Raw genomic sequence first — 22,411 nt, forward strand, 5'->3', positions numbered from 1 at the left:
CGAATTGGGAGAGCCATGAGCGATACCACCGCAGCCACGCCGACCGCAGCCAGCAACCCGCTGCTCGATTTCTCCGACTTGCCGCGCTTCGGCGACATCAGGCCCGAGCATGTCACCCCGGCGCTCGACGTGCTGCTCGCGGCGGCCAAAGACGCCGTCGACCGCGCGAGCGCCCCGCAAACGCCCGCCACGTGGACGGACGTCGTCGAGGCGGTCGAGCGCGAATCGGAAAAGCTCTCGCGTGCGTGGGGCATCGTCGGCCATCTGAACGCCGTCGCCGATACGCCCGAATTGCGCGCCGCCCACGCTGAAAACCTGCCGCGCGTGACCGAATTCTCCGCGAGCGTCGGCCAGAATCTCGCCCTTTACGAGAAGTACAAGGCGATTGCCGCAAGCGAAGCATTCGCCGGTCTGTCGCCCGAACGCAAGAAGATCCTCGAGAACTCGCTGCGCGACTTCCGCCTGTCGGGCGCGGAACTGCCCGAAGATCGCAAGCCGCGTTTCGCGCAATTGCAGGAGGAGCAGGCGGCACTGTCGAAGGCGTTTTCGGATCACGTGCTCGATTCGACCAATGCGTACGCGTACATCGTCACGCAGCAGAGCGACCTCGCCGGCCTGCCCGACGACGTGATCGAAGCGGCACACGAAGCCGCGCAGAAGGAAGGCCGCCAGGGCTGGAAATTCACGCTGCACTTCCCGTCGTATTTCCCGGTGCTGCAATATGCGGAGCATCGCCCGTTGCGGGAGGCGATGTATCGCGCGTATGTGACGCGTGCTTCCGAACTCGGCGAAACCTATGGGCACGGCAAGGCCGAGTGGGACAACACGCAGAACATCGCCGAGCATCTGAAGCTGCGTCTCGAAGAGGCGCGCACGCTCGGCTATCAGAACTTCGCGGAAGTATCGCTTGCGCCGAAGATGGCCGAATCGCCCGCACAGGTCATCGCGTTCCTGGAAGACCTCGCCGTGCGCGCGCGTCCCTTCGCGGAAAATGACTGGATGGAGCTGCGCGCCTTCGCGGCGACCGAACTCGGCATGCCCGAGCTTCAGCCGTGGGATATCGCGTTCGCGGCGGAGCGTCTGCGTCAGAAACGCTACTCGTTCTCCGAGAACGAAGTGAAGCAGTACTTTCCGCAGGAAGCCGTGCTGAAGGGCCTGTTCAAGGTCACGGAAACGCTCTTCAACGTATCGATTCGCCGCGATGAAGCCGCCGTCTGGAACCCGGATGTGCGCTTCTTCCGCGTCGAGAACAAGGACGGTTCGCTGGTCGCGCAGTTCTATCTGGACCTGTACGCCCGCGAAGGCAAGCGCGGCGGCGCCTGGATGGACGATGCCCGCGCGCGCCACAAGCGCAGCGAAGGCGGCGTGCAGACGCCGGTCGCCTATCTGACGTGCAATTTCTCGGCGCCTGTCGGCGGCAAGCCGGCCTGCTTCACGCACGACGAAGTCATCACGCTGTTTCACGAGTTCGGGCACGGGCTGCATCACATGCTCACGCGCGTCGATGAACTGGGCGTGTCGGGCATCAACGGCGTCGAGTGGGACGCGGTCGAACTGCCGTCGCAGTTCATGGAAAATTTCTGCTGGGAGTGGGACGTGCTGACGGATATGTCGGCGCATGTAGACACCGGCGCGCCGCTGCCGCGCGAACTCTTCGACAAGATGCTCGCGGCGAAGAATTTCCAGAGCGGTCTCGGCACGCTGCGCCAGATCGTCTTCTCGATGTTCGACATGGTGCTGCACACGTCCTACGATCCGGCCAACGCGACGCAGAACGTCAACGACCTTGCCCGCGAAATCAACGAGAAGTTTCACGTGATTCCGCAGACGCCGTTCTCCCGCTGGCCGAACACGTTCAGCCATATCTTCGCGGGCGGTTATGCGGCGGGCTACTACAGCTACAAATGGGCAGAAGTGCTTTCCGCCGATGCCTACGCCGCGTTCGAAGAAGCCGCGAAGGCGGCGAACGGGTCGGTGCTGAATGCGGAAACCGGCACGCGTTATCGCCGCGAGATTCTCGAAGTGGGCGGCAGCCGTCCCGCGATGGATTCGTTCAAGGCGTTCCGCGGACGCGAGCCGAACATCGACGCGCTGTTGCGTCATAACGGCATGGCCGGGCAGACGCTGCACTGAGCTCCGATACTCGAAACCCCGGCCAGGCGCCGGGGTTTCTTGTCTCTAGCGCCTGATTCTGAAATCCACTTCCGCAGGCCGCCCTTCGAGGGCGAGCGTCGCGCGCACGGCCGGGCTGCGGCTCACCACCTTCCCTCTTCTGATCACCGCCGTGCGCGCCGCGCGCAGACGGATCGCTTCGATCGGATCACGCGCGTCGAGCACGACGCAATCCGCGTGGCAGCCCACCTCGATGCCGTAGCCTTCGAGCCCGAGGATGCGTGCGGGCGTCGTCGTGACGGCGTCGAAGCAGGCGCGCATCGCATCGACGCCCGTCATTTGGGCGACGTGCAGGCCCATGTGCGCGACCTCGAGCATGTCGCCGGAACCGAGGCTGTACCACGGGTCCATCACGCAGTCGTGGCCGAACGCGACGTCGATGCCCGCCGCCATCAGTTCTGGCACACGCGTCATGCCGCGTCGCTTCGGGTAGCTATCCGAGCGCCCTTGCAGCGTGATGTTGATGAGCGGATTGGCGATCGCCGCGACGCCGGACTCGCGTATCAGCGGGATCAGCTTGCTGACGTAGTAGTTGTCCATCGAGTGCATCGACGTGAGATGCGAGCCGGTCACGCGTCCATGCAGTCCAAGCCGATGCGTTTGTGCCGCGAGCGTTTCGATATGGCGGGACATCGGATCGTCCGATTCATCGCAGTGCATGTCGACGCGCAAGCCGCGCTCGGCTGCGAATTCGCATAGCAGTCTGACCGATGCCGCGCCGTCGGCCATCGTGCGCTCGAAGTGCGGAATGCCGCCGACCACATCGACGCCCAGATCGATTGCGCGCTTGAGATTGTCGAATGCGCCCGCGCTGCGCAACACGCCGTCCTGCGGAAACGCGACAAGCTGAAGGTCCAGATACGGCTTCACGCGCCGCTTCACTTCGACGAGCGCTTCGGCGGCGAGCAGGCGCGGATCGCACACATCGACGTGCGAGCGGATGGCAAGCAGCCCGCGCGCGACGGCCCAGTCGCAATACTGCAGCGCGCGCTCGACGATCGCTTCCTGCGTCAGTTCAGGCTTCAGTTCGCCCCATAGCGCGATGCCTTCCAGCAGCGTTCCCGACGCATTCACGCGTGGCAAGCCGTACGAGAGCGTCGCGTCCATGTGAAAGTGGGCGTCGACGAAAGGCGCGGTGACGAGCGAGCCGTTCGCGTCGATCTCCTCCGGTGCGTTGACGGCGAGATGCGGCTCGATGGCGGTGATGCGCCCCGCTTCGATGCCGATGTCGACGAGCCCGTTCGAGCGAACAAGCGATGCGCGGCGAATGACGAGATCCATCTGCGAAACCTCCGGCGGTGGCGGTACTGTCGATTGTAGCGAGCCATAAAGGCGCTGCGACGTACGCAGCGCCGTGGCGCGTGCGAGCGCAATCGGGCAATGCGGCGCAGCAGTCGTCAGGACGACGCGAGTTCTCAGCGCCGACCGTATTGTCGGTACACCACGATGAACCACGCGAGAACAAGCGGAGCACCGAGCAACCACAAGGCGCCGTCCGCAGCCACGGTGATCGGCGTGAGCGCGTAGAGCGCCTTGCTCGCATTGAACGGATTGGGCTCGTTGACGCGCACCTCGTATGTTCGTCGGAGCAGCTTCTTGTCCACCTTCGATGCGTCGAAGCCTTCGGCGCTGTAACGCTTGCCCTTCAGCGCGATAGACACAGATGCGGACGATGCATTCCGTGGTGTGAATCCAAAATGCACAGCCTGTGCGATCTCTTCGGCGCTTGCTTTCTCCAGTTCCATGCGAAGGTATCCCTCGACATTGCCGTTTTCATCGGCAAAGAAGGTGTCTGTGCGTACCTCCACCTTCGCATCGAGAGGCGAGTTGAGCAATTCCGCGAAGTGCTCGGGCGCGTCGAAAACATAGTGAAACTTGACGCCGAGAAACACGAGCTTCGTGCCGTCTGCCGAAGTCAGGACGCTATCGATCGATTCGGTATAAGTCCGGCGATCGTTTCTGTGGATCGAGCCGTACAGCGATTCCGTCACGCAAGCGGACAACAGTAAAGGCGTCGCCGCTGCGGCCATGATGAAGCTTCTTCGTTTCATTGATGCTCTGGTAGCTAAAAGAAAACGTGGAATGCTCAACGCCCATCGCCAGCATTCGCCGCGACAAAACGCTTGCAATCCATCCACTGCACGCCCGCGTCGCCGAACTGCCGATGCAGCCACGGCACCGCCACTTGCGCCTTCGGGTGAATGTCGTGAAAGAGGATGATTCCGCGCCGCCACAGCAGCATCAGCGTCATCACGCGCTGCTTGACCTCGTCCGCGCTGACCTTGTCGTTCCAGTCCTGGGAATCGATGTTCCACAGCGCGACGGAAAGGCCCTGCGACGCGAAAAACTCACCGCTGTCCGCTCTGCGCTGACCATACGGCGGCCGGAAAAGCGACACGGCGCTGTCCGGCAGGTTCGCCCGCACCAGCCCGATGCTGCGCGTCACCGAGTCCTGCCACGACGCCCACGCGCTGTGCGATCGGTGCTCCCATCCGTGCGATCCGACGCACATGCCGCGATAAGCGTCTTTCGTCGCCGATGCGCCCGCCTGCTGCAAGCGCGCCTGCAATTGCGCCCCGAGCGTGAAAAAGACGCCGTTGAGATGCACCGCGTGCAGCACTTGCAACAGTTGGTCGGTGGAGCCGTCGCGAGCGGTCGGGCCATCGTCGAATGTGAGGAGGAAGGTGCGGTCCGGCAAGCCGCTGCCGTCGATCTCGCGCGACGAGTACGTATCGATCTCGCTGCTGATGCGCGGAAACAGCGCGGCCAGTCGCAGCAGTTCGTTCACATAGGTCGCGTGAAACGTGGCTGCCTGTATCGACCAGCTTCGATAATCGCCGCTGGCAGGCGTCGCGAAGGACTTCGCGGCGCGCACGAAATCTGCCTCGTCCCGGACCTTCTCGCAAAACGGCGCTGCGCTCGCGCAACCGGCAGATGCCGCGAGGTAGTTCGCCGTGAGACGCGTCCAGAACCGGGCGCGAATGCGATCCACCGACGCGCGATCGAACGACTTCACTTTCAGGCGTGCCTGAAGCTGGGTATCGGCGAGTGATTCGGTATCCGCGAGCGCCCGGCCGAACGCGAGCAGTTCGGCGCGTGAGGCGAGATTGAAGTCATCGGCGGAATTCAGCGGCCGCGGCCACGTCGCACGGTCTCCGATGGCGACGGCGGATGGACCCGCCGCATACGAACATGCCGCTGCGGTGACGAGCAGCAGGGTCAGGATGGCTTTCTTGAACATACGAGAAAAGAGTGCCCCCGGCACGCGGCCGGGGAGCGGTTGAGCAATGTCATTGACGGCCAGCGACGCGTGCGATGGCGGCGTCGTAGACGGCGTTGGCCTTCGCGGCTTTGGCCGCGCGATAGTGCGTGAGCGCGTCGCCGTATTGACCGGCGTCTTCATAGAGACGGCCGATGTTGTACAGAGAACTCGCGGTGACAGTCGGAGCCGTCGGGCCGCTTGCTAGCGCGATCGCCTTGCGGTTCGCCCAAATCGCTTCAGCCGGACGCCCCGCCTTCTGGAAAGCGAGTCCGAGGTTGCTGTACGCTTGCCCATACTCGGGATTGAAGCCGATGGCCTCGCGATACAGCGCGATTGCGCCGTCCAGATTGCCCGCGTGATACGCGGCCTCCCCCGCCTTGTTCGACGTGACCGCCCGCGCGGGATCGATATCGCCCTGATTGGCGGGCACGATCTGCATCTGCTCGTTGTTGTAACTGTCGATGGTCCCGAGCACCTGACCGGCATTGACTGTCACACCGCGCATGGTGTTGATGTCCTGGATTTCGCCTTCCCCGCTGAGACGGAACACCGTCCACAGATTGCCCGCCTGACGCGGCACCGTGAAGGTTCGCACCAGTGACTGCCCGACATAGACGAAGACCCTGGCTTGACTGTTGGAAAGCGCAGTCGAAGTCGGAACGCTGCTGTTGGTGTAGTCATGCACCGCGAAGACGTACGTCTGCCCCTGTTGCTTGCGTTCAAGCGCGACGGTTTCGGGTCCGTAACTGTTCGTATGATCGATGTCGAGGTTCGCGTCGGCGCCGCGTTTGTGCTCGAAATACACGTGATTGCCCGGGAAGGACGCGTGAAGATCCAGGTCGCCAGGACGTGCGCCCCAGGTCAACACGACCCGCATGCCATCCAGATTCTTCATGACCGGGCTCAGCGCATACGACAAGCCCGAACACGGGCACTTGGCCACGAGATCCGAGTAACCGCTCTTCTTGATGATGAGCGTCGCGTTGCCGTCATTGGCGACGTCGTCGGGAAGCTGCGCAGCGCCCTGAGCATCGCTTTGCGTCTGGGTCGACTGCGCGCCGTTCTTCTGCAGGATGACGGTCGCGCCAGCTATCTTCTGGTCCCTGACCGTGGCGCTTAGAATCTGGATCGGTGCGTTGGCCGCCTGAGCCGCGCCGGCGGCGAGCAGCAAAGCGAGTAACAAAGGCTTGAATGTCGAACGAAACATGTGCGGTAAGGTTGAGTTGTCCTCCGCCGCACTTTCCAGCGTTGCAATATTAGTGATCCGAATCATTCGATCGATTCGGGGAACCCGATTCACTTTGCTCTGGACAACGCAGCGGGTGCTCACGAGGAGAGACCATTCGCAATGAGACGACCGGAAAACCGGGAACTCCGTCTCGCGAAAGGCCGAGCAGCGCGAGACTTTACATCGTCCCTCATGCTGCCTAATCCGCACAGCCAAAATGTTTCACATCCTTCGATGGATGAGCCGCAACGCAGCATGGCGTTATCATTCGTGCTTCTCTCGACAAGTCACGAAATCACCGCACGCGCCGTCAATGAAAATCGCCACCTGGAACGTCAACTCTCTCAAGGTCCGCCTGCAGCACGTCATCGACTGGCTGCAACTATCCCAAGTGGATGTGCTCTGCCTTCAGGAACTGAAGCTGCCCGACGAGAAATTTCCGCGCGCCGAACTCGAAGCGGCCGGCTACAAGAGCTGGTTCGCGGGACAGAAGACGTATAACGGCGTGGGCATTCTGGTGCGCGACGGCATCGAGGTCCACGATGCGACCGTCGTGCGCAACATTCCCGGGTTCGAAGACCTGCAGCAGCGCGTGATCGCCGCGACCGTCGGCGACGTGCGTATCGTCTGCGCTTATTTTCCGAACGGACAGGCGCCCGGAAGCGACAAGTTCGCCTACAAGATGCGCTGGCTGGATGCGCTGCGCGAATGGCTGCGCGAAGAGATGACGCAGTTCCCGAAGCTGGCGCTGCTCGGCGACTACAACATCGCCCCGGATGACCGCGACGTGCACGATCCCAAGGCATGGGAAGGACAGAACCTCGTGTCGCCCGAGGAGCGCGCGCATTTCCTGCAGCTCGTCGGACTCGGCCTCACGGATGCCTTCCGCAAGTTCGAGCAGCCGGAGAAGCTCTTCACGTGGTGGGATTATCGGATGATGGCGTTCCGCCGCAATGCGGGGCTGCGCATCGACCACATCCTGCTGTCGGCCGATCTTGCGGAACTGTGTTCGTCGTGCGAAGTCGACCGTGTGCCGCGCAAATGGGATCAGCCGTCCGATCACGCGCCGGTGATCGCGAACATCGGCTGCTGATCCCGCGACGCTCACGCGTCGAGATGCAGCTCCTGAATCTTGCGCGTGATCGTATTGCGGCCGATGCCCAGCCGCTCCGCCGCTTCGACCTTGCGCCCCCGCGTGAAGTCGAGCGCCTCGCGAATGACGGCGGCTTCGAAGCGGCGCGCGAGTTCATCCATCACATCGGCGGAGTTCTCGCGCAACAGGCGCGCGACTTCCGTGCGCAAGCCGCTTTCCCACACGCTCACGGGCACGACGGCGGACGCTGCAGGCGACGTCGCGGCCGCTGACGCACCGTTGAGCGGGACAGCTCCATCGGGCGATACCGCGATCACTTCCGCCGAAGTCTCCTGACGCGCCGTCAGGTCGGGCGGCAGGTCCTTCTGCTCGATCACCTGCGCGGGCGCCATCACCGTGAGCCAGTTGCACAGATTCTCCAGTTGCCGCACGTTGCCGGGAAACGGCAGCGAAGCAAGATACGCGAGCGCATCGTCGGAAACGCGCTTGGGCTCGACGCCCAGATCGCGCGCGCTCTTCTGCAGGAAATGGCGCGCGAGCAGCGGAATATCTTCGCTGCGCTCGCGCAATGCGGGCAGACGCAGGCGGATCACGTTCAGGCGGTGATACAAGTCCTCGCGAAACAAACCCTGCCTCACGCGCGACTCCAGGTTCTGATGCGTCGCCGCGATCACGCGCACATTCGCGCGCAGCGGATTGTGCCCGCCGACACGATAAAACTGCCCGTCCGACAGCACGCGCAACAGCCGTGTCTGCAGATCGAACGGCATGTCGCCGATCTCATCGAGAAACAGCGTGCCGTTCTCGGCCTGCTCGAAGCGGCCCTGCCGCATCGCCTGCGCGCCGGTGAACGCACCGCGCTCGTGGCCGAACAGTTCGGATTCCAGCAGATCCTTTGGTATCGCCGCCGTGTTGAGCGCGATGAACGGCCCGTTCGCGCGCGGGCTATGCCGGTGCAACGCGCGCGCGACAAGCTCCTTTCCGGTGCCTGATTCGCCCGTGATGAGCACGGTCGCCGCCGAATGCGACAGGCGGCCGATCGCGCGGAACATGTCCTGCATCGCGGGCGCCTGGCCGAGCATCTCGGGCGTCTCGGTCACGCGCTCGTCATAGGCGGCCTCGCCGCGCATGCTTTCGTCGACGGCGCGGCGGATCAGCTCGACCGCCTTGTCGATATCGAACGGCTTCGCGAGATATTCGAACGCGCCGCCCTGGAACGCCGCGACGGCGCTATCGAGATCGGAGAACGCCGTCATGATGATGACCGGCAGCCCCGGCAGCCGGTCGCGCACGGTTTGCAGCAGTTCGAGGCCCGAGCCGCCGGGCATGCGGATGTCGGAGACGAGCACCTGCGGGCTGTCGGTTTCGAGCGCGGCGAGCGCATCGCGCACGCCGGAGAAACTGCGCGTCGTGAAGTTCTCTCGTGCGAGGGCTTTTTCCAGCACCCAGCGGATGGATTGGTCGTCGTCTACTATCCAGATCGGCTTCATATCGTTCGGCGAGAAGTCTTCGTGTGGTTCGGTGTATGCCCGTCGAAACGGTCAGGCTTCCGGTTGCGCGGCGGCGCCCGTGAAATATTTGGTTGTCCTTGTCGGTCGATGCCCTCAGTTCCCAAAGGGCAACAGGATGGTGAACTCGGTGCAGCCGGGCCGGCTCTCCACTTCGATCAGGCCATCGTGCTGCTGCACGAAAGATTGCGCGAGCGTGAGACCGAGACCGCTGCCGTCCTCCCGCCCCGACACGAGCGGAAAAAAGATGCGATCTCGAATCTCGCTGGGAATGCCAGGACCGTTGTCAGTGATATGCAAGTCCAGTGCCAGTTTATGCAGGCGCTTGCCGATCGTGACCTTGCGCGCGATGCGCGTGCGCAGTTCGATCTTCGCGTCGCCTTGCGAGATGCGCTCCCTGAGCGCCTCGGCGGCGTTGCGCACGATATTCAGCACCGCCTGTATCAACTGCTCCTTGTCGCCGCGAAGGTCGGGCACGCTCACGTCGTAGTCGCGCTCGATGGTGAGGCCGCGTGGAAACTCCGCGAGAATCACCGCGCGCACGCGTTCGCAGACTTCGTGAATGTTCACGTCGCCGACGATATGCGGATGCCGGTGCGGTTCCAGCAGCCTGTCGACGAGCGTCTGCAAGCGGTCGGATTCCTTGATGATGACTTGCGTGTACTCGCGCAATTCGTCGCGTTGCAGCGCGCCGAGTTCGAATTCGAGCAACTGGGCCGCACCGCGAATGCCGCCGAGCGGGTTCTTGATTTCGTGCGCGAGATTGCGGATGAGCTGTTTGTTGACCGCCGTGAGGTCGTGAATGCGCTCCTCGCGATCCGTGCGCAGATGGCGCTCGTTCTCGAAGACTTCGAGCAGCACGTAATCGCTCGCGGCTTCGAGATAGGCGACGATTGCGTGGACATGAACCGGCTCGCGTCCGCCGCGCTCGAGCACGGCGTCGAGCCGTGTCGCGTTGAAGCGATTCTCCGCGATCGATGCGATCGTGGTCGCGAGTTCATCCGCGTTGGCGAAGAGATCGGGCCAGGGGGTCAGCGTCAGTTGCTTGCGCGACATCTCGAGCATCGATTCCGCCGACGGATTCGCATACGCGATCCGGCTCGTGCGCTTGTCGAGCACGAGCACGACGGTCGGCAGCGCTTCGAGGCCGGGCAGCAGGCCGGTCGCGGCGAGCTGGGCGTCGTCGGAGAGCGCATCGGCGTGACCCTTGCGGGCCTTGATCAGATTCTTTAGCACCATCGAGCGGATAAGGTGTGGGCCGGCGAAGTCGCTTCTTCGACGCGACGGCGATTAAAAAAGGGACGGCGCGCCGTCCCTTTCGTTGTCGCATCACATCGCGTTGCGCGCTTCATCGAACAGCCATGAATGAAGCTCCGCGGTCATGCCTTTACAGCGAGTAGTACATCTCGAACTCGATCGGATGCACCGACTGACGATAACGCTGCAGCTCTTGCGTCTTCAGTTCGATGTAGGCGTCGAGCATCGAATCCGTGAACACGCCGCCGCGCGTCAGGAACTCGCGATCCGCGTCGAGTGCGTCGAGCGCCTGATCGAGGCCGGCGCACACGGTCGGGATCTTCTTGTCCTCTTCCGGCGGCAGGTCGTACAGGTTCTTGTCGGCAGCTTCGCCGGGATGGATCTTGTTCTGCACGCCGTCGAGACCCGCCATCATCAGCGCGGAGAAGCACAGGTACGGGTTCGCGAGCGGATCCGGGAAGCGCGTTTCGATACGGCGGCCCTTCGGGTTGGACACGTGCGGAATGCGGATCGACGCCGAACGGTTGCGGGCCGAGTAAGCCAGCTTCACCGGCGCTTCGAAGTGCGGCACGAGACGCTTGTACGAGTTCGTACCCGGGTTCGTGATCGCGTTCAGCGCGCGCGCATGCTTGATGATGCCGCCGATGTAGAACAGCGCGAATTCCGACAGGCCGGCGTAGCCGTTGCCCGCGAACAGGTTCTGGCCGTCCTTCCAGATCGACTGGTGAACGTGCATGCCCGAGCCGTTATCGCCGACGATCGGCTTCGGCATGAACGTCGCCGTCTTGCCGTACGTGTGCGCGACGTTGTGGATGATGTACTTCATCTGCTGCAGCCAGTCCGCGCGCTGAACGAGCGTCGAGAACTTGGTGCCGATCTCGTTCTGGCCCTGGCCCGCCACTTCGTGGTGGTGCACTTCGACCGGGATGCCGATCTGCTCGAGCAGCAGGCACATTTCCGAGCGGATGTCCTGGAACGTGTCGACCGGCGCGACCGGGAAATAGCCGCCCTTCGTGCCCGGACGATGGCCGGTGTTGCCGCCTTCGAATTCCTTCGACGACGACCACGGCGCCTCTTCCGAGCCAATCTTCAGGAACGTGCCCGACTGGTCCGTGTTCCATTGCACCGAGTCGAAAATGAAGAATTCCGGCTCCGGACCGAAGAAGGCGGTGTCGCCGAGGCCCGAACTCTTGAGATAGGCTTCCGCGCGCTTGGCGAGCGAACGCGGGTCGCGCTCGTAGCCCTTGCCGTCGGCGGGCTCGACCACGTCGCAGGTCAGGACGAGCGTCGATTCTTCGTAGAACGGGTCGATGAAGGCGGTGTCCGCGTCCGGGACGAGCAGCATGTCCGACGCTTCGATGCCCTTCCAGCCGGCGATGGACGAACCGTCGAAAGCGTGGCCGCTTTCAAACTTGTCCTCGTCGAAATGCGAAACCGGCACGGAAACGTGTTGTTCTTTGCCGCGCGTGTCGGTGAAGCGGAAATCGACAAACTTGACGTCCTCGTCGTTGACGAGTTGCATGACGTCGGCCACGGATTTACTCATTACCTATCTCCTGATTAACAAAAGTCGGCAGATCCCTCCGCCGCCTCGACCAATTCTGCACTTTCCGTTTCAATCGAGGATGGAAAAGCAGCTTCTGTGCCAAGTGCATATGGTTCGCGCTAAGTGACTGATGTAGCGGGCGCTTTTTGCGGCACGCCAGCGCCGCGCACGCCGTGCTGCAATCACCGTGCACCAATCGAGTGCCGCACTACACGGGCCGTCTAGCGTATGCACTATGTTTGCGCATCCGGGCGATTTTGCACCAAGACGAGGCAGATCCGTGCGCTGCGTCGCCAAGCTAGAATTGAATCATTCCAGCCTGCGGAGACACGAACATGACCACGCGAGAGCAACTGTACGACACGGCCACGCGCCGGGCGGCCGAGAACAACCTTTCATACGCCGGCGCGATACTGCCCGCCGAAGCCTTCGAACTGCTACAGCTCGAACCGGCCGCGCGCCTCGTCGACGTGCGCACGCGCGCGGAACTGGACTGGGTCGGACGGCCCGCGATCAACGGCGAGCAATACGTGCACATCGAATGGATTCGCTATCCCGGCTCGGTGCCGAATGCCGAGTTTATCCAACAATTGCGACAAGTCGCCACCCCGGACACCCCGATTCTCTTCCTGTGCCGAAGCGCCGCGCGCTCGAAACTGGCCGCCGTCGCGGCACAGAAAGAAGGCTTCAGGAACGCATTCGACTTGCTGGAAGGCTTCGAAGGCGACAAGGATGCGCAAGGGCACAGAAAAACGGTGTCCGGATGGTGCTTTCGCGGGCTGCCCTGGATGGGCGCGTAATCGGTGCGATCAGCCGGTAGCCGCGTCGAGCAACGCACGCACGCGCGCAACCGCTGACGCCTCGACGGGCGCGAGTCCCTTGCCGCCGGCACGCACGCCCGAGCCGAAATGCACCGCGCGCACGCCGGTCGATGCCACGAACGGCGCGACGGCGTCGACGGTGAGGCCCGCGCCCGCGAGCACCGTGCAGTGCGTGCCTTCGGACTGCGCAACGAGCTTCGAGATCGCGCCCTGCGCGTCGAGCACCGATGCCTTGCCGCCCGACGTCAGAACATTGGTCACGGTTTCGAAGCGCAGCAGCGCGTCGAACGCCGCATGAAGGTCCCGCGCTTCGTCGACTGCGCGATGAAACGTGATCTTCAGGCCATCGGCGGCTTCGGCGACGCGTGAGAGTCCGTCGACATCGACATCGCCGTGCGGCGTCAGCATCCCCACGACGATCGCGTTCGCGCCCGTCTTCGCGATCGCGCGCACGTCGCGCAGCATGACGGCGTAGTCGTCGGCATCGTAGACGAAGGAGCGGCTGTGCGGCCGCACGATCACGTTCACCGGAATGCGAACCGCATCGATCACCGATTCGATCAACCCGATGCTCGGCGTCAGTCCGCCCTCGCCCATCGCCGTGACGAGTTCGATCCGGTTCGCGCCGCCGCGCTCCGCGACGCGCGCATCGCCGGTCGTGGTCGCGATCACTTCGAGCAAAATCACTGCGCGTCCTCCGGCGGCACTTCGACCACTTCCCCGCCGAGCGCGAGCACGCCGTCGCGCAAGACTTCGAACGCAGCGTTCGCGCGCTCGGGATCGCCCTTCACGCCCAGATCGATATGCGGCCGCGCGTAGAGCGCACCGCGCGCTGCATCGCCGACGCTCGGCAGGCTGAACGCGCGCACGCCGTCGAAATCTCGCTCGATCGTGACCATCAGCGGCGTGATGCGCGATTCCGGCAGCCCGAAGACCAGCAGCGATCGCTCGACGTACGGCACCGCGTGATGCAAATGCGCGTACTTCGTGTCGAGCACCCATTCGATCATCGGCCAGGCCATCACCGGAAAGCCCGGCACGAAGTGATGATCGCCGACGGAAAAGCCCGGAATCTTGTTGTAGCTGTTCGGGATGATTTCGGCGCCCTGAGGAAACACGCCCATGTTCAGCCGATGCAGATTCTCGGGCGTATCCAGTTCGGCGGGCTTGCCGGCCTGCGCGGCGGTATCGCGAATCCGTGCGCGGATCAGTTCGGCTGCCTCCGGATGCAACTCCAGCGGCACGCCGAGCGCCTTCGCCGCACACTGTCGCGTGTGGTCGTCGGGCGTGGCGCCGATGCCCCCCGTCGAAAAGACGATATCGCCGGATGCGAACGAGCGCGCGAGCGTCGCGGTGATGCGCGCCGGATCGTCGCCGACGTATTCCGCCCAGTCGAGCGACAGGCCGCGCGCACTCAACAATTCGATGACCTTCGGCAGATGCTTGTCCGTGCGGCGTCCGGACAAGATTTCATCGCCGATGATGATGACGCCGATTCCCATGTGTTCTCCTTATTCAACTATCCGGTCGTGTGCTTGGGCGGTGATCGCCGGATACTGCGGCTCGTTCGCGCGCAGGCGCTCGAGCGCGTGCAGACAGTAATGCGCGAACCACAGCGCGGAAAAAACCAGAATGAAGGCATACGCCCAGATCGTCACGGCGGCGACGACCGGGAAAAGCGGCAGCAGCCACACGGACCATGCCCAGAGCATCGTCGGAACGGAACCGAGGAGGCCGCTCACGATGCCGATGGCGAGCAGCGGCCAGCGCAAATCGCGGACGATGGCGCGCCGTTCTTCGACGCTCGCGTGTACCGCGAGCGCGTCGTACGTCATCACGCGATACGTGAGCCAGCCCCAGAGCAGCGGCGGAATCAGCGCGAAAAACGGCGGGATGAGCCACAGCGGCAAGGTCACGACGAGCGCGATCAGGCAGACGACCGTCGTCACCACCGAGTGTCCGAGGCTGCCGTACCACGAGCCGCCGCGCCGCTCTTCGAGCATCGCGTAGTGGCCTTTCGGACGGCGCGTCAGGAGCTTGATGACGCCGGGCATCGACAAGGTGGCGATCAGCAGCAGCACGGTCACGACGATCAGCGGAATCGTCACGATGACGACGAGAAACGGCGCGATGACCGCGTGCAACGATGAAAAACCGACCGCGTCGAACAGGCGGTACATGGCGGACGTGAGCGCCCAGCCGTCGAGCCAGCCGTTGGCCGCGCCCGTGAGCGCCTGCCAGAAGTACCAGAGCAGCGCGCCCCACACGACGGTGGCGACGCCGAACGGCATCAGCGTGAGCCACAGCATGCGCGGATGGAACACGTTCGCAAGCGCGCGCACGAACGAACGCAGCAGATCATTCATGCGTGATTCGTCGAAGAAAGAGGAAACGACAGGATAAACCAGCGCCCGGAATGCGCGCTGGCGGAGGCGGAAGGCGGAGGAAGCGGACCGTCAGAGCGCGGCCGGACGCTTGCCGGAAGCGGCGGCCCGGCGCGCCGCCAGACGCGCGCCGATGCGCTTGAATGCAAGCCAGTGCTGCTCGATGAAGCCGTCGCCGTAGCGAACCGGCGCGACGCCGGGGCCGCCCAGCTGGTCGCGGATGCCGGTCGGCTCCACGGTGCGGTCGAACGATGCCGAACGGAACAGGATGTCCCAGAACGAGAAAAGCACGCCGAAGTTGCAGCCGTAGGTCGTGCCCTCGTGACCGTAGCCGATCGCGTGGTGGCGCCGATGAAACGCCGGACTCACGATAAGCCGCTCGCCGAGCCATCCGAAATGCATGCGAATGTTGGCGTGCTGCACGCTTTGCATCAGATTGGTGATGGCCACGAGCACCACGAACTGCGAGGGCTCGACGCCGATCACGAGCGCGACCGTCGCGAAGAAGCCGGCTTGGAAGATATCGTCGAGCAAGTGATTGCGGTCGTCCGACCAGAGCGACATCTTCTGCTGGCTGTGGTGAACCGCATGCAGTTCCCACCAGATCCCGAAACGATGCTCCAGCCGGTGATACCAGTATCCCGCCAGATCGAGCAGAACGAGGTAGATCACGAACGTGACGAGCGGCTGGGTCGTCACGCCGGGCCAGAGGTTGTCGATTTCGAGCGTCGGCACGTTATGCAGCCGCAGCCAGCTTTGCAGCGAATCGAAGAGCGGCTGGAACGTGAAGAAGAAAAAGAGATTGAGTATGCCGAGCTTCACGATCCACGTGTACAGCACGTCCACGCGCACGCCCTTGCGGTCCTTCCATGTTTCGGCGGGCCGCAAGGCTTCGAGCGGACGCAGGATGGCGTACATCGCGATCACTTCCAGGACGCCGACGATCACCCAGTAGAGCGCGTCGTAAGTGTCCTCGTCGTAGTCCATCATGCCGAGCTTGAACAACAGCGGCTGCACGGCGTCCACGTATAACGTGGTCTGCAGTGAGGAAACGAAGTTGTCGAGGAACGAGAGAATGGAATGAAACATGGTGCTCCGTGAAACTCGATTTTCGGGCCGGGTGAAACGGTCGATCACGCGGCCCGCGATTCAATCGTAGTACAGGACGCGCGCGAGCGCCGTCTTCACTGCGACGCGTCAGGCGCCGTTCGGCGCGGTCACCGGCGCGCGGTTGTAGAAGTAGATGCCGTGCGGCGAGCGCCCGACCTTGATGGTCTGGATCAGCTTGCGGCTCGCGAGGTCGATCACGCCGACATGCTTCGCAAAACGGAACGTCACCCAGAGATACTTCTTGTCGGCGGAAAGTTCCATGTCGTCCGGTCCCGGCAGGAGGCCGGTGATGTCGCCGACATTCGTGAGCGTCTCTTCATCGATGATGCTGATGGTGTTCGCCACGCGAGTCGAAATCAGCACATGCTTGCCATCCACGAGCGAACGGAAGTTGTGCGCGCCCTTGCCCGTCGGGATGGTCTTGACGACTTTCTGCGTGGCGAGGTCGACCACCGCCACGTAGTCCGCGCCCGTCATGCCGACGAGCAGGAACTTGTCGCCCGGCGTCAGCCAGACGCCGGCCGGCACCGGACCGACCTTCATCTTCCATTTGACCGTCTGCGTCGCGAGGTCGATTGCCGCGATCTCACCGGAGACCTGCAGCGAAATGAACGCCGTCTTGCTGTCGTTGGTGAACGCGATGTGACTCGGCATCGTCGCGAGCGGCAGGCGCTTCGCGATGCTCAGGTTCTTGCCGTCGAAATGGTAGATGTCGAGACGATCCAGCCGCAGGCCGGTCGAAACGAACCACTTGCGGTCGGGCGAAAAGCCGATCTGATACGGGTCTTCGATGTCCTGCACCCAGCGCTGCACCGCGCCCGTTTTCGGATCGACGAACATCAGATTGTTCGACACCGAATTCGCGACGATCAGCGACGAACTGTCGGGCGTGGGCATCAGATGGTGCGGCTCCTTGCCCGTGGGCACGGTGCCGATGACCTGGCGCGTGTTTTCGTCGATGAGGCTCAGCGTGGCTTCCGCCGAATTGAGCACGATGACGTTATTGGCGAATGCTGCGGTAGCGGCGAGCGCCGCGGTGGCCGGAACCACGAAACGCGCGGCGCGTGCGGCGGCCGCGCGCAGGCGGCCGGAGAAGGTATTAGAGCGCATGAATTGTTCACGTCGGAAAGCAGGCGTCATTGTAGAACGTTTGCTTGCCGCAACACGTTGACGGCGCACGTCTTTTTGCGCAATAAGGTGCGCCCGCGCAAGAAATGCCGTCTGGCCAGGCGTCGTGTCGTCGCAAGCCGGCGGCCTGCTGCGGCGCTAACGCTGCATCGATTCCCACACCTTGTGAAGCCGCTTCACCGATACGGGCATCGGCGTGCGCAATTCCTGCGCGAAAAGCGACACGCGCAATTCCTCGAGCAGCCATCGATATTCGGTGAGCCGCGCATCCGCGACCCCGCCGCGCTGCGACAGCGCCCGCTGATGGTTCTGCGCGAGCGGCTGAAAGTCGGCGACAAGCCGCGCATCGCGGGCGGGATCGGCCTTCAGCTTGTCGATGCGCAACGCCATGCCCTTCAGATAACGCGGGAAGTGCGCGAGCTGCGGATATGGCGTGTCGATGACGAACCGCTTGCCGACGAGCGCGTTCAATTGCGACTGCATGTCGGCGTAGGCGGCGGCGAACGGCTTCGCCTGCGCGAGCTTCTTCACGAGCGCCGCATATTCCGACAGCACCGTCCCCGCGAGCCGCGCGATCTCCTGCGCGAGCAGCGTGAGGCGGCCCTTCGCGGCGTCGCGCCGGGCATGGAAGGTGGCGTCGTCGTCGGGCAGCGGGTCTTGCAGGCACGCGCGATCCAGCGCCGTCTCGACGATCTGATCGCGCAGTTCGTCGGCGGTGCCGAGCGCCATGTATTGCATCGACATTTCGCGCAGGCCCGGCAGGTTGCGCTCCAGATAGCGGATCGGCTCGCGCAGTTGCAGCGCAAAGAGCCGCCGCAAGCCCGCGCGGTGAATCCGCGCCGCCTCTTCGGGCGAATCGAACACTTCGACGTCGCAATGCGTGACGCGATCCACGAGCGCCGGGTAGCCGAACAGCGTCTGCCCGCGCCGGCGAATCTCCAAGAGCTCCGGCAGCTTGCCGAAGTTCCACGTCGTCAGGTTTTCATAGAGCGCGGTGCTTTCGCCGCTTTGCGCGGTCTGCGATTGGGGCTGCTGCGGATTAGCGTTGAACTCGCCGGAAAGCGCATCGAAGGCGGCCGTGGCCGTCAATTTCTGGAACTGCTGCTGCGCCTGGCCGCCGAGTTCCGCGCGCAACTGCGCGAGATTGCGGCCCATCGCCAGTTGGCGGCCGTGCTCGTCGATCACCTTGAGGTTCATGAAGAGATGCGCAGGCAGCGTCTCGAGCCTGAAATCGGCGCTTTTCACGGCGATCTGCGTTTCTTCCCGGATATCGGCGATAAGCGCGTCGATCAGGCCGCCCGCGCCGAACTTCGGCCCCGCGTGGCGCTCCGCGAACGCCGCCGCGTAATCCGGCAACGGCACCACGTGGCGTCGCAGCTTCTGCGGCAGCGACTTCAGCAGCAGTTGCGTCTTCTCCTTGATCATGCCCGGCACGAGCCATTCGACACGGCGTGCATCGATCTGATTCAGCCCGTACAGCGGCACCGTCAGCGTGACGCCATCGCGCGGCGCGCCCGGCTCGAAGTGATAGGAGAGCGTCATTTCGATGCCGGACATCGTCATGCGCTTCGGGAACAGATCGGTCGTGACGCCGGCGGCTTCGTGGCGCATCAGGTCGTCGCGCGACAGGAAGAGCAGTTGCTCGCCGCCCTCCTTCTTCTGCGCGTCGCGATACCAGCGCTCGAAGGCCGCGCCGGTCCAGATGCCTTCTGGAATCAGCGAATCGTAGAAACCGTAGATGAGTTCGTCGTCGACGAGCACGTCCTGACGGCGCGACTTGTGCTCGAGTTGCTCGATATCGGCGACGAGCTTGCGGTTATGCGCGAAGAACGGCAGGCGCGTGTCGAATTCGCCTTCGACCAGCGCCCCGCGAATGAACAGCTCGCGCGCATATTTCGGGTCCTGCTTGCCGAAGGTCACGCGACGCCGCGCGTAGATGGTGAGACCGTAGAGCGTCGCCCGTTCGAACGCGACGACCTGCGCCGCCTTCTTTTCCCAATGTGCATCCGACAGCGACTTGCGCAGCAAATGCGCGCCGACGCTTTCGATCCACTCCGGCTCGATCTTCGCGATAGTCCGCGCATAGAGACGGCTCGTCTCCACCAGTTCGCCCGCCATCACCCAGCGCCCTGCTTTCTTCAGCAGCGCCGAGCCCGGCCACAGATGGAACTTGATGCCGCGCGCGCCGAGGAAATGCGGCTCGTCGTCGGCCTTCATGCCGATGTTGCCGAGCAGGCCCGTCAGCAGCGACAGGTGAATCTGCTCGAAGGTGGCGTCCGTTTCGTTCAGGCGCCAGCCCTGTTCGCGCACCACCGTCAGCAATTGCGAATGCACGTCGCGCCACTCGCGCAGCCGCAGATGCGACAGGAAGTTCGCGCGGCACGCATCCGCGAGCTGCTTGTTCGACTTCTTGTGCGCGACGGCTTCCTCGAACCACTTCCAGATGCGCGTCCATTGCAGGAATTCCGAGCGCTCGTCGACGAATTGCCGATGCGCCTGATCCGCCTGCTCCTGCGCTTCCACTGGCCGGTCGCGCGGGTCCTGCACCGACAACGCGGATGCGATCACGAGCACTTCGCTCAGCGCGTGATGATCGCGGGCGGCGAGAATCATGCGGCCGACGCGCGGATCGAGCGGCAGGCGCGCGAGTTCGCGGCCGAGACTCGTCAGCGCGTTGTCGTCATCGACGGCGCCGAGTTCGTTCAGCAGTTGATAGCCGTCCGCGATTGCGCGGCCCGGCGGCGGCTCGATGAACGGGAAGGTTTCGATCGCCGTCAGATGCAGCGATTTCATGCGCAGGATCACTGCCGCGAGCGACGAGCGCAGGATTCCCGGATCGGTGAAGCGCGGCCGCGACTGAAAATCCGCCTCGTCGTAGAGACGGATGCACACGCCGTCCGCGACGCGTCCGCAGCGTCCCGCGCGCTGATTCGCCGCCGCCTGCGACACCGGCTCGATCTGCAACTGTTCGACCTTGTTGCGATACGAATAGCGCTTCACGCGCGCCATGCCGGTATCGACGACATAGCGGATGCCCGGCACCGTCAGCGACGTCTCGGCGACGTTGGTCGCGAGCACGATGCGCCGCGCGTTGGACGGCCTGAACACGCGCTCCTGCTCCTGCGCCGAAAGGCGCGCGAAGAGCGGGAGAATTTCCGTGTGCGGCGGATGATGCTTGCGCAGCGCCTCGGCGGCGTCGCGGATTTCGCGCTCGCCCGGCAGGAACACGAGGACATCGCCGGGGCCGACGCGGCAGAGTTCATCGACGGCATCGACGATGCCTTCCATCAGATCGCGGTCGGTCTTGCGGTCGTTACGTTTGGGCGCGTTGCCTTGCGCGTTGCGGATCGCTTCGCTTTCCTCTTCGATCGGCCGATACCGCACTTCCACCGGATACAGCCGCCCGCTCACTTCGATCACCGGCGCCGGTCGTTCGTCGCTGCCGAAATGGCGCGCGAAGCGTTCGGCGTCGATCGTGGCCGAGGTGACGATGAGCTTCAGATCGGGGCGCTTCGGCAGGATCTCTTTCAGATAGCCGAGCAGAAAGTCGATGTTGAGGCTGCGTTCGTGCGCCTCGTCGATGATGATCGTGTCGTACGCGTTGAGGAGCGGGTCGGTCTGCGTCTCGGCGAGCAGGATGCCGTCGGTCATCAGCTTGACCGATGCGCCCGGCGCCAGATTGTCCGTGAAACGCACCTTGTAGCCGACGACTTCGCCGAACGGCGTGCCGAGTTCTTCCGCGATGCGCCGGCCTGTCGCCGAAGCCGCGATACGGCGCGGTTGCGTATGACCGATGAGCCCGCTGCCGCCCGCGCCGCGACCGCGCCCGAGCGCGAGGCAGATCTTCGGCAATTGCGTGGTCTTGCCCGAGCCGGTTTCGCCGCTGACGATCACGACCTGATTCGATGCGATCGCGCGGGCGATCTCCTCGCGCCGGCCGGAAACGGGCAGCGCTTCGGGGAAGGTGATCGGCGGAATGGGGTTGGGCGTGACGATGCGCGCCTCGCGGGGGCGGCGCGGTTCGCTCGCGTCGCGCGCTTCGGGGGCGGCGCGGTTGGACGCGCGGGGCGCTTGTCGCGGTGCGCGGCCTTCTTGCGCTTCCGGCGATGGCGTCCTTTCGTCAGCGCGCGGGCGGCGGTCGCCAGGATTCGCCGCACGCGCGACGTCTGCGCGGTCGCTGCGTCGTGCTTCGTCGGGCGTGCGCTCGATGCTGGCTGGCTCCCGCCGCGCTTCCGGCGATGGCGTTCGCTTGTTGCCTGCTGGTCGTTGCGCGGCGGCGTCGGCGCGTTGTGCGCGCGCGTCGCGATTCGAAGCGTCTTGCGGCTGAACCTTCTGCTCGCGGTTGCTGTGATCCTTGCGACCCGCGACGATCTCCGCGCGCCGCGCTTCGTTCGCCTGCTTCTGCCCGCCGCGCGCCACGCGGTCGGCCTCGCGCGGCGAGTCGTCGGTACGATGTTCGCGCCTGGTGCGCTTATCGTTCGAATCGGGGTTTTCCGCGGCTTTCGTGCCGCTCGCGGGCACAGACGGAGCATCCGCGTCCGGCTCGAGCGCGCCATGCGCGCGTTCCGACGATTCCGCCGCACGCGAACGCAGCGCCGAAGCATCTTCGGCTCGACCGGAAAACGGCCGGCGCGGCGTCTGTTCGCGCTCGCGCTTCGCGCCGGACTGACGCGCATCCGGCGACTTCGCGGGCGCCTCATGGGTCTCGCTCGCCCCGGCGAACCGCCGCGCCGCCAGTTCCTTCTTGCTGAGGCCTTCTTCCCCGCCCGGCTTCGCCTCGCGCAAGAGATTCTCCCGCAGCTTCTTCAACTGCTCCTGGGTATCGAGGGCTTTATCGGCGGATTGCGGCTTGCCCGGCTGCGCGGGGCGTTTGAAAACATTCGGCATAGCGTCGCATTATAA

General features: G+C 64.0%; 16 protein-coding genes. 3 read left to right on the forward strand and 13 right to left on the reverse strand.

Annotated features, from left to right (window positions below; genetic code table 11):
• Positions 1-15: 15 nt before the first annotated feature.
• Positions 16-2,133 (forward strand): M3 family metallopeptidase, encoded by a 2,118-nt coding sequence (locus tag P9220_RS12695; protein WP_309765166.1) that lies wholly within the window; start codon positions 16-18, stop codon positions 2,131-2,133.
• A 45-nt stretch (positions 2,134-2,178) separates the two neighbouring features.
• On the opposite strand, the gene P9220_RS12700 is transcribed toward P9220_RS12695, so the two are convergent.
• The 4 genes from P9220_RS12700 to P9220_RS12715 form a co-directional block, all read right to left on the reverse strand.
• Entirely contained in the window at positions 2,179-3,453 is a 1,275-nt protein-coding gene (locus P9220_RS12700; RefSeq protein WP_309765167.1) for an amidohydrolase family protein, read from the reverse strand.
• A gap of 134 nt (positions 3,454-3,587) precedes the next feature.
• Positions 3,588-4,202: a hypothetical protein gene (locus tag P9220_RS12705; RefSeq protein WP_309765168.1), complete on the reverse strand. Its 615-nt coding sequence runs from the start codon at positions 4,200-4,202 to the stop codon at positions 3,588-3,590.
• 56 nt (positions 4,203-4,258) lie between these two features.
• Entirely contained in the window at positions 4,259-5,413 is a 1,155-nt protein-coding gene (locus P9220_RS12710) for a polysaccharide deacetylase family protein (protein WP_309765169.1), read from the reverse strand.
• 49 nt (positions 5,414-5,462) lie between these two features.
• On the reverse strand, positions 5,463-6,641 hold the full coding sequence (locus P9220_RS12715; protein ID WP_309765170.1) for a tetratricopeptide repeat protein: 1,179 nt from the start codon (positions 6,639-6,641) through the stop codon (positions 5,463-5,465).
• Positions 6,642-6,975: 334 nt separating this feature from the next.
• Here P9220_RS12715 and xth point away from each other — a divergent pair, with 334 nt between their 5' ends.
• Positions 6,976-7,755, forward strand: coding sequence for an exodeoxyribonuclease III (gene xth / locus P9220_RS12720; RefSeq protein ID WP_309765171.1), 780 nt, complete (start codon positions 6,976-6,978; stop codon positions 7,753-7,755).
• An 11-nt stretch (positions 7,756-7,766) separates the two neighbouring features.
• Here xth and ntrC read toward each other — a convergent pair whose 3' ends face one another.
• The 3 genes from ntrC to glnA form a co-directional block, all read right to left on the reverse strand.
• On the reverse strand, positions 7,767-9,245 hold the full coding sequence (gene ntrC / locus P9220_RS12725) for a nitrogen regulation protein NR(I) (protein ID WP_309765172.1): 1,479 nt from the start codon (positions 9,243-9,245) through the stop codon (positions 7,767-7,769).
• 114 nt (positions 9,246-9,359) lie between these two features.
• A complete protein-coding gene (gene glnL / locus P9220_RS12730) occupies positions 9,360-10,502 on the reverse strand; it encodes a nitrogen regulation protein NR(II) (protein ID WP_309765173.1) in 1,143 nt (380 codons plus the stop codon).
• 148 nt (positions 10,503-10,650) lie between these two features.
• On the reverse strand, positions 10,651-12,066 hold the full coding sequence (gene glnA / locus P9220_RS12735; RefSeq protein ID WP_309765174.1) for a type I glutamate--ammonia ligase: 1,416 nt from the start codon (positions 12,064-12,066) through the stop codon (positions 10,651-10,653).
• Positions 12,067-12,401: 335 nt separating this feature from the next.
• Between glnA and P9220_RS12740 the strand changes: the two genes are divergently transcribed.
• Positions 12,402-12,866, forward strand: a complete 465-nt coding sequence (locus P9220_RS12740) for a rhodanese-like domain-containing protein (protein ID WP_309765175.1) — start codon at positions 12,402-12,404, stop codon at positions 12,864-12,866.
• A gap of 9 nt (positions 12,867-12,875) precedes the next feature.
• Here the strand turns inward: P9220_RS12740 and P9220_RS12745 are convergent, their stop codons facing one another.
• From P9220_RS12745 to hrpA, 6 genes are all read right to left on the reverse strand, one after another.
• A complete protein-coding gene (locus P9220_RS12745; RefSeq protein ID WP_309765176.1) occupies positions 12,876-13,574 on the reverse strand; it encodes a copper homeostasis protein CutC in 699 nt (232 codons plus the stop codon).
• Entirely contained in the window at positions 13,571-14,389 is an 819-nt protein-coding gene (locus P9220_RS12750; protein WP_309765177.1) for a molybdopterin-binding protein, read from the reverse strand. The genes P9220_RS12745 and P9220_RS12750 overlap by 4 nt, the downstream gene beginning before the upstream one ends.
• Positions 14,390-14,398: 9 nt before the next feature.
• Complete coding sequence (locus P9220_RS12755; RefSeq protein WP_309765178.1) at positions 14,399-15,253, reverse strand: EI24 domain-containing protein; 855 nt, start codon at positions 15,251-15,253, stop codon at positions 14,399-14,401.
• Between the two features lie 90 nt (positions 15,254-15,343).
• Complete coding sequence (locus tag P9220_RS12760) at positions 15,344-16,360, reverse strand: sterol desaturase family protein (protein ID WP_309765179.1); 1,017 nt, start codon at positions 16,358-16,360, stop codon at positions 15,344-15,346.
• Positions 16,361-16,468: 108 nt separating this feature from the next.
• The gene (locus tag P9220_RS12765; RefSeq protein WP_309765180.1) at positions 16,469-17,491 is read right to left on the reverse strand and encodes a beta-propeller fold lactonase family protein; all 1,023 of its coding nucleotides are present in this window, start codon (positions 17,489-17,491) and stop codon (positions 16,469-16,471) included.
• A 156-nt stretch (positions 17,492-17,647) separates the two neighbouring features.
• Positions 17,648-22,396, reverse strand: a complete 4,749-nt coding sequence (hrpA, locus tag P9220_RS12770) for an ATP-dependent RNA helicase HrpA (RefSeq protein WP_309765181.1) — start codon at positions 22,394-22,396, stop codon at positions 17,648-17,650.
• Positions 22,397-22,411 lie beyond the last annotated feature (15 nt).

The sequence above is a fragment of the Caballeronia sp. LZ016 genome (genome assembly GCF_031450805.1).
GTDB lineage: Bacteria > Pseudomonadota > Gammaproteobacteria > Burkholderiales > Burkholderiaceae > Caballeronia.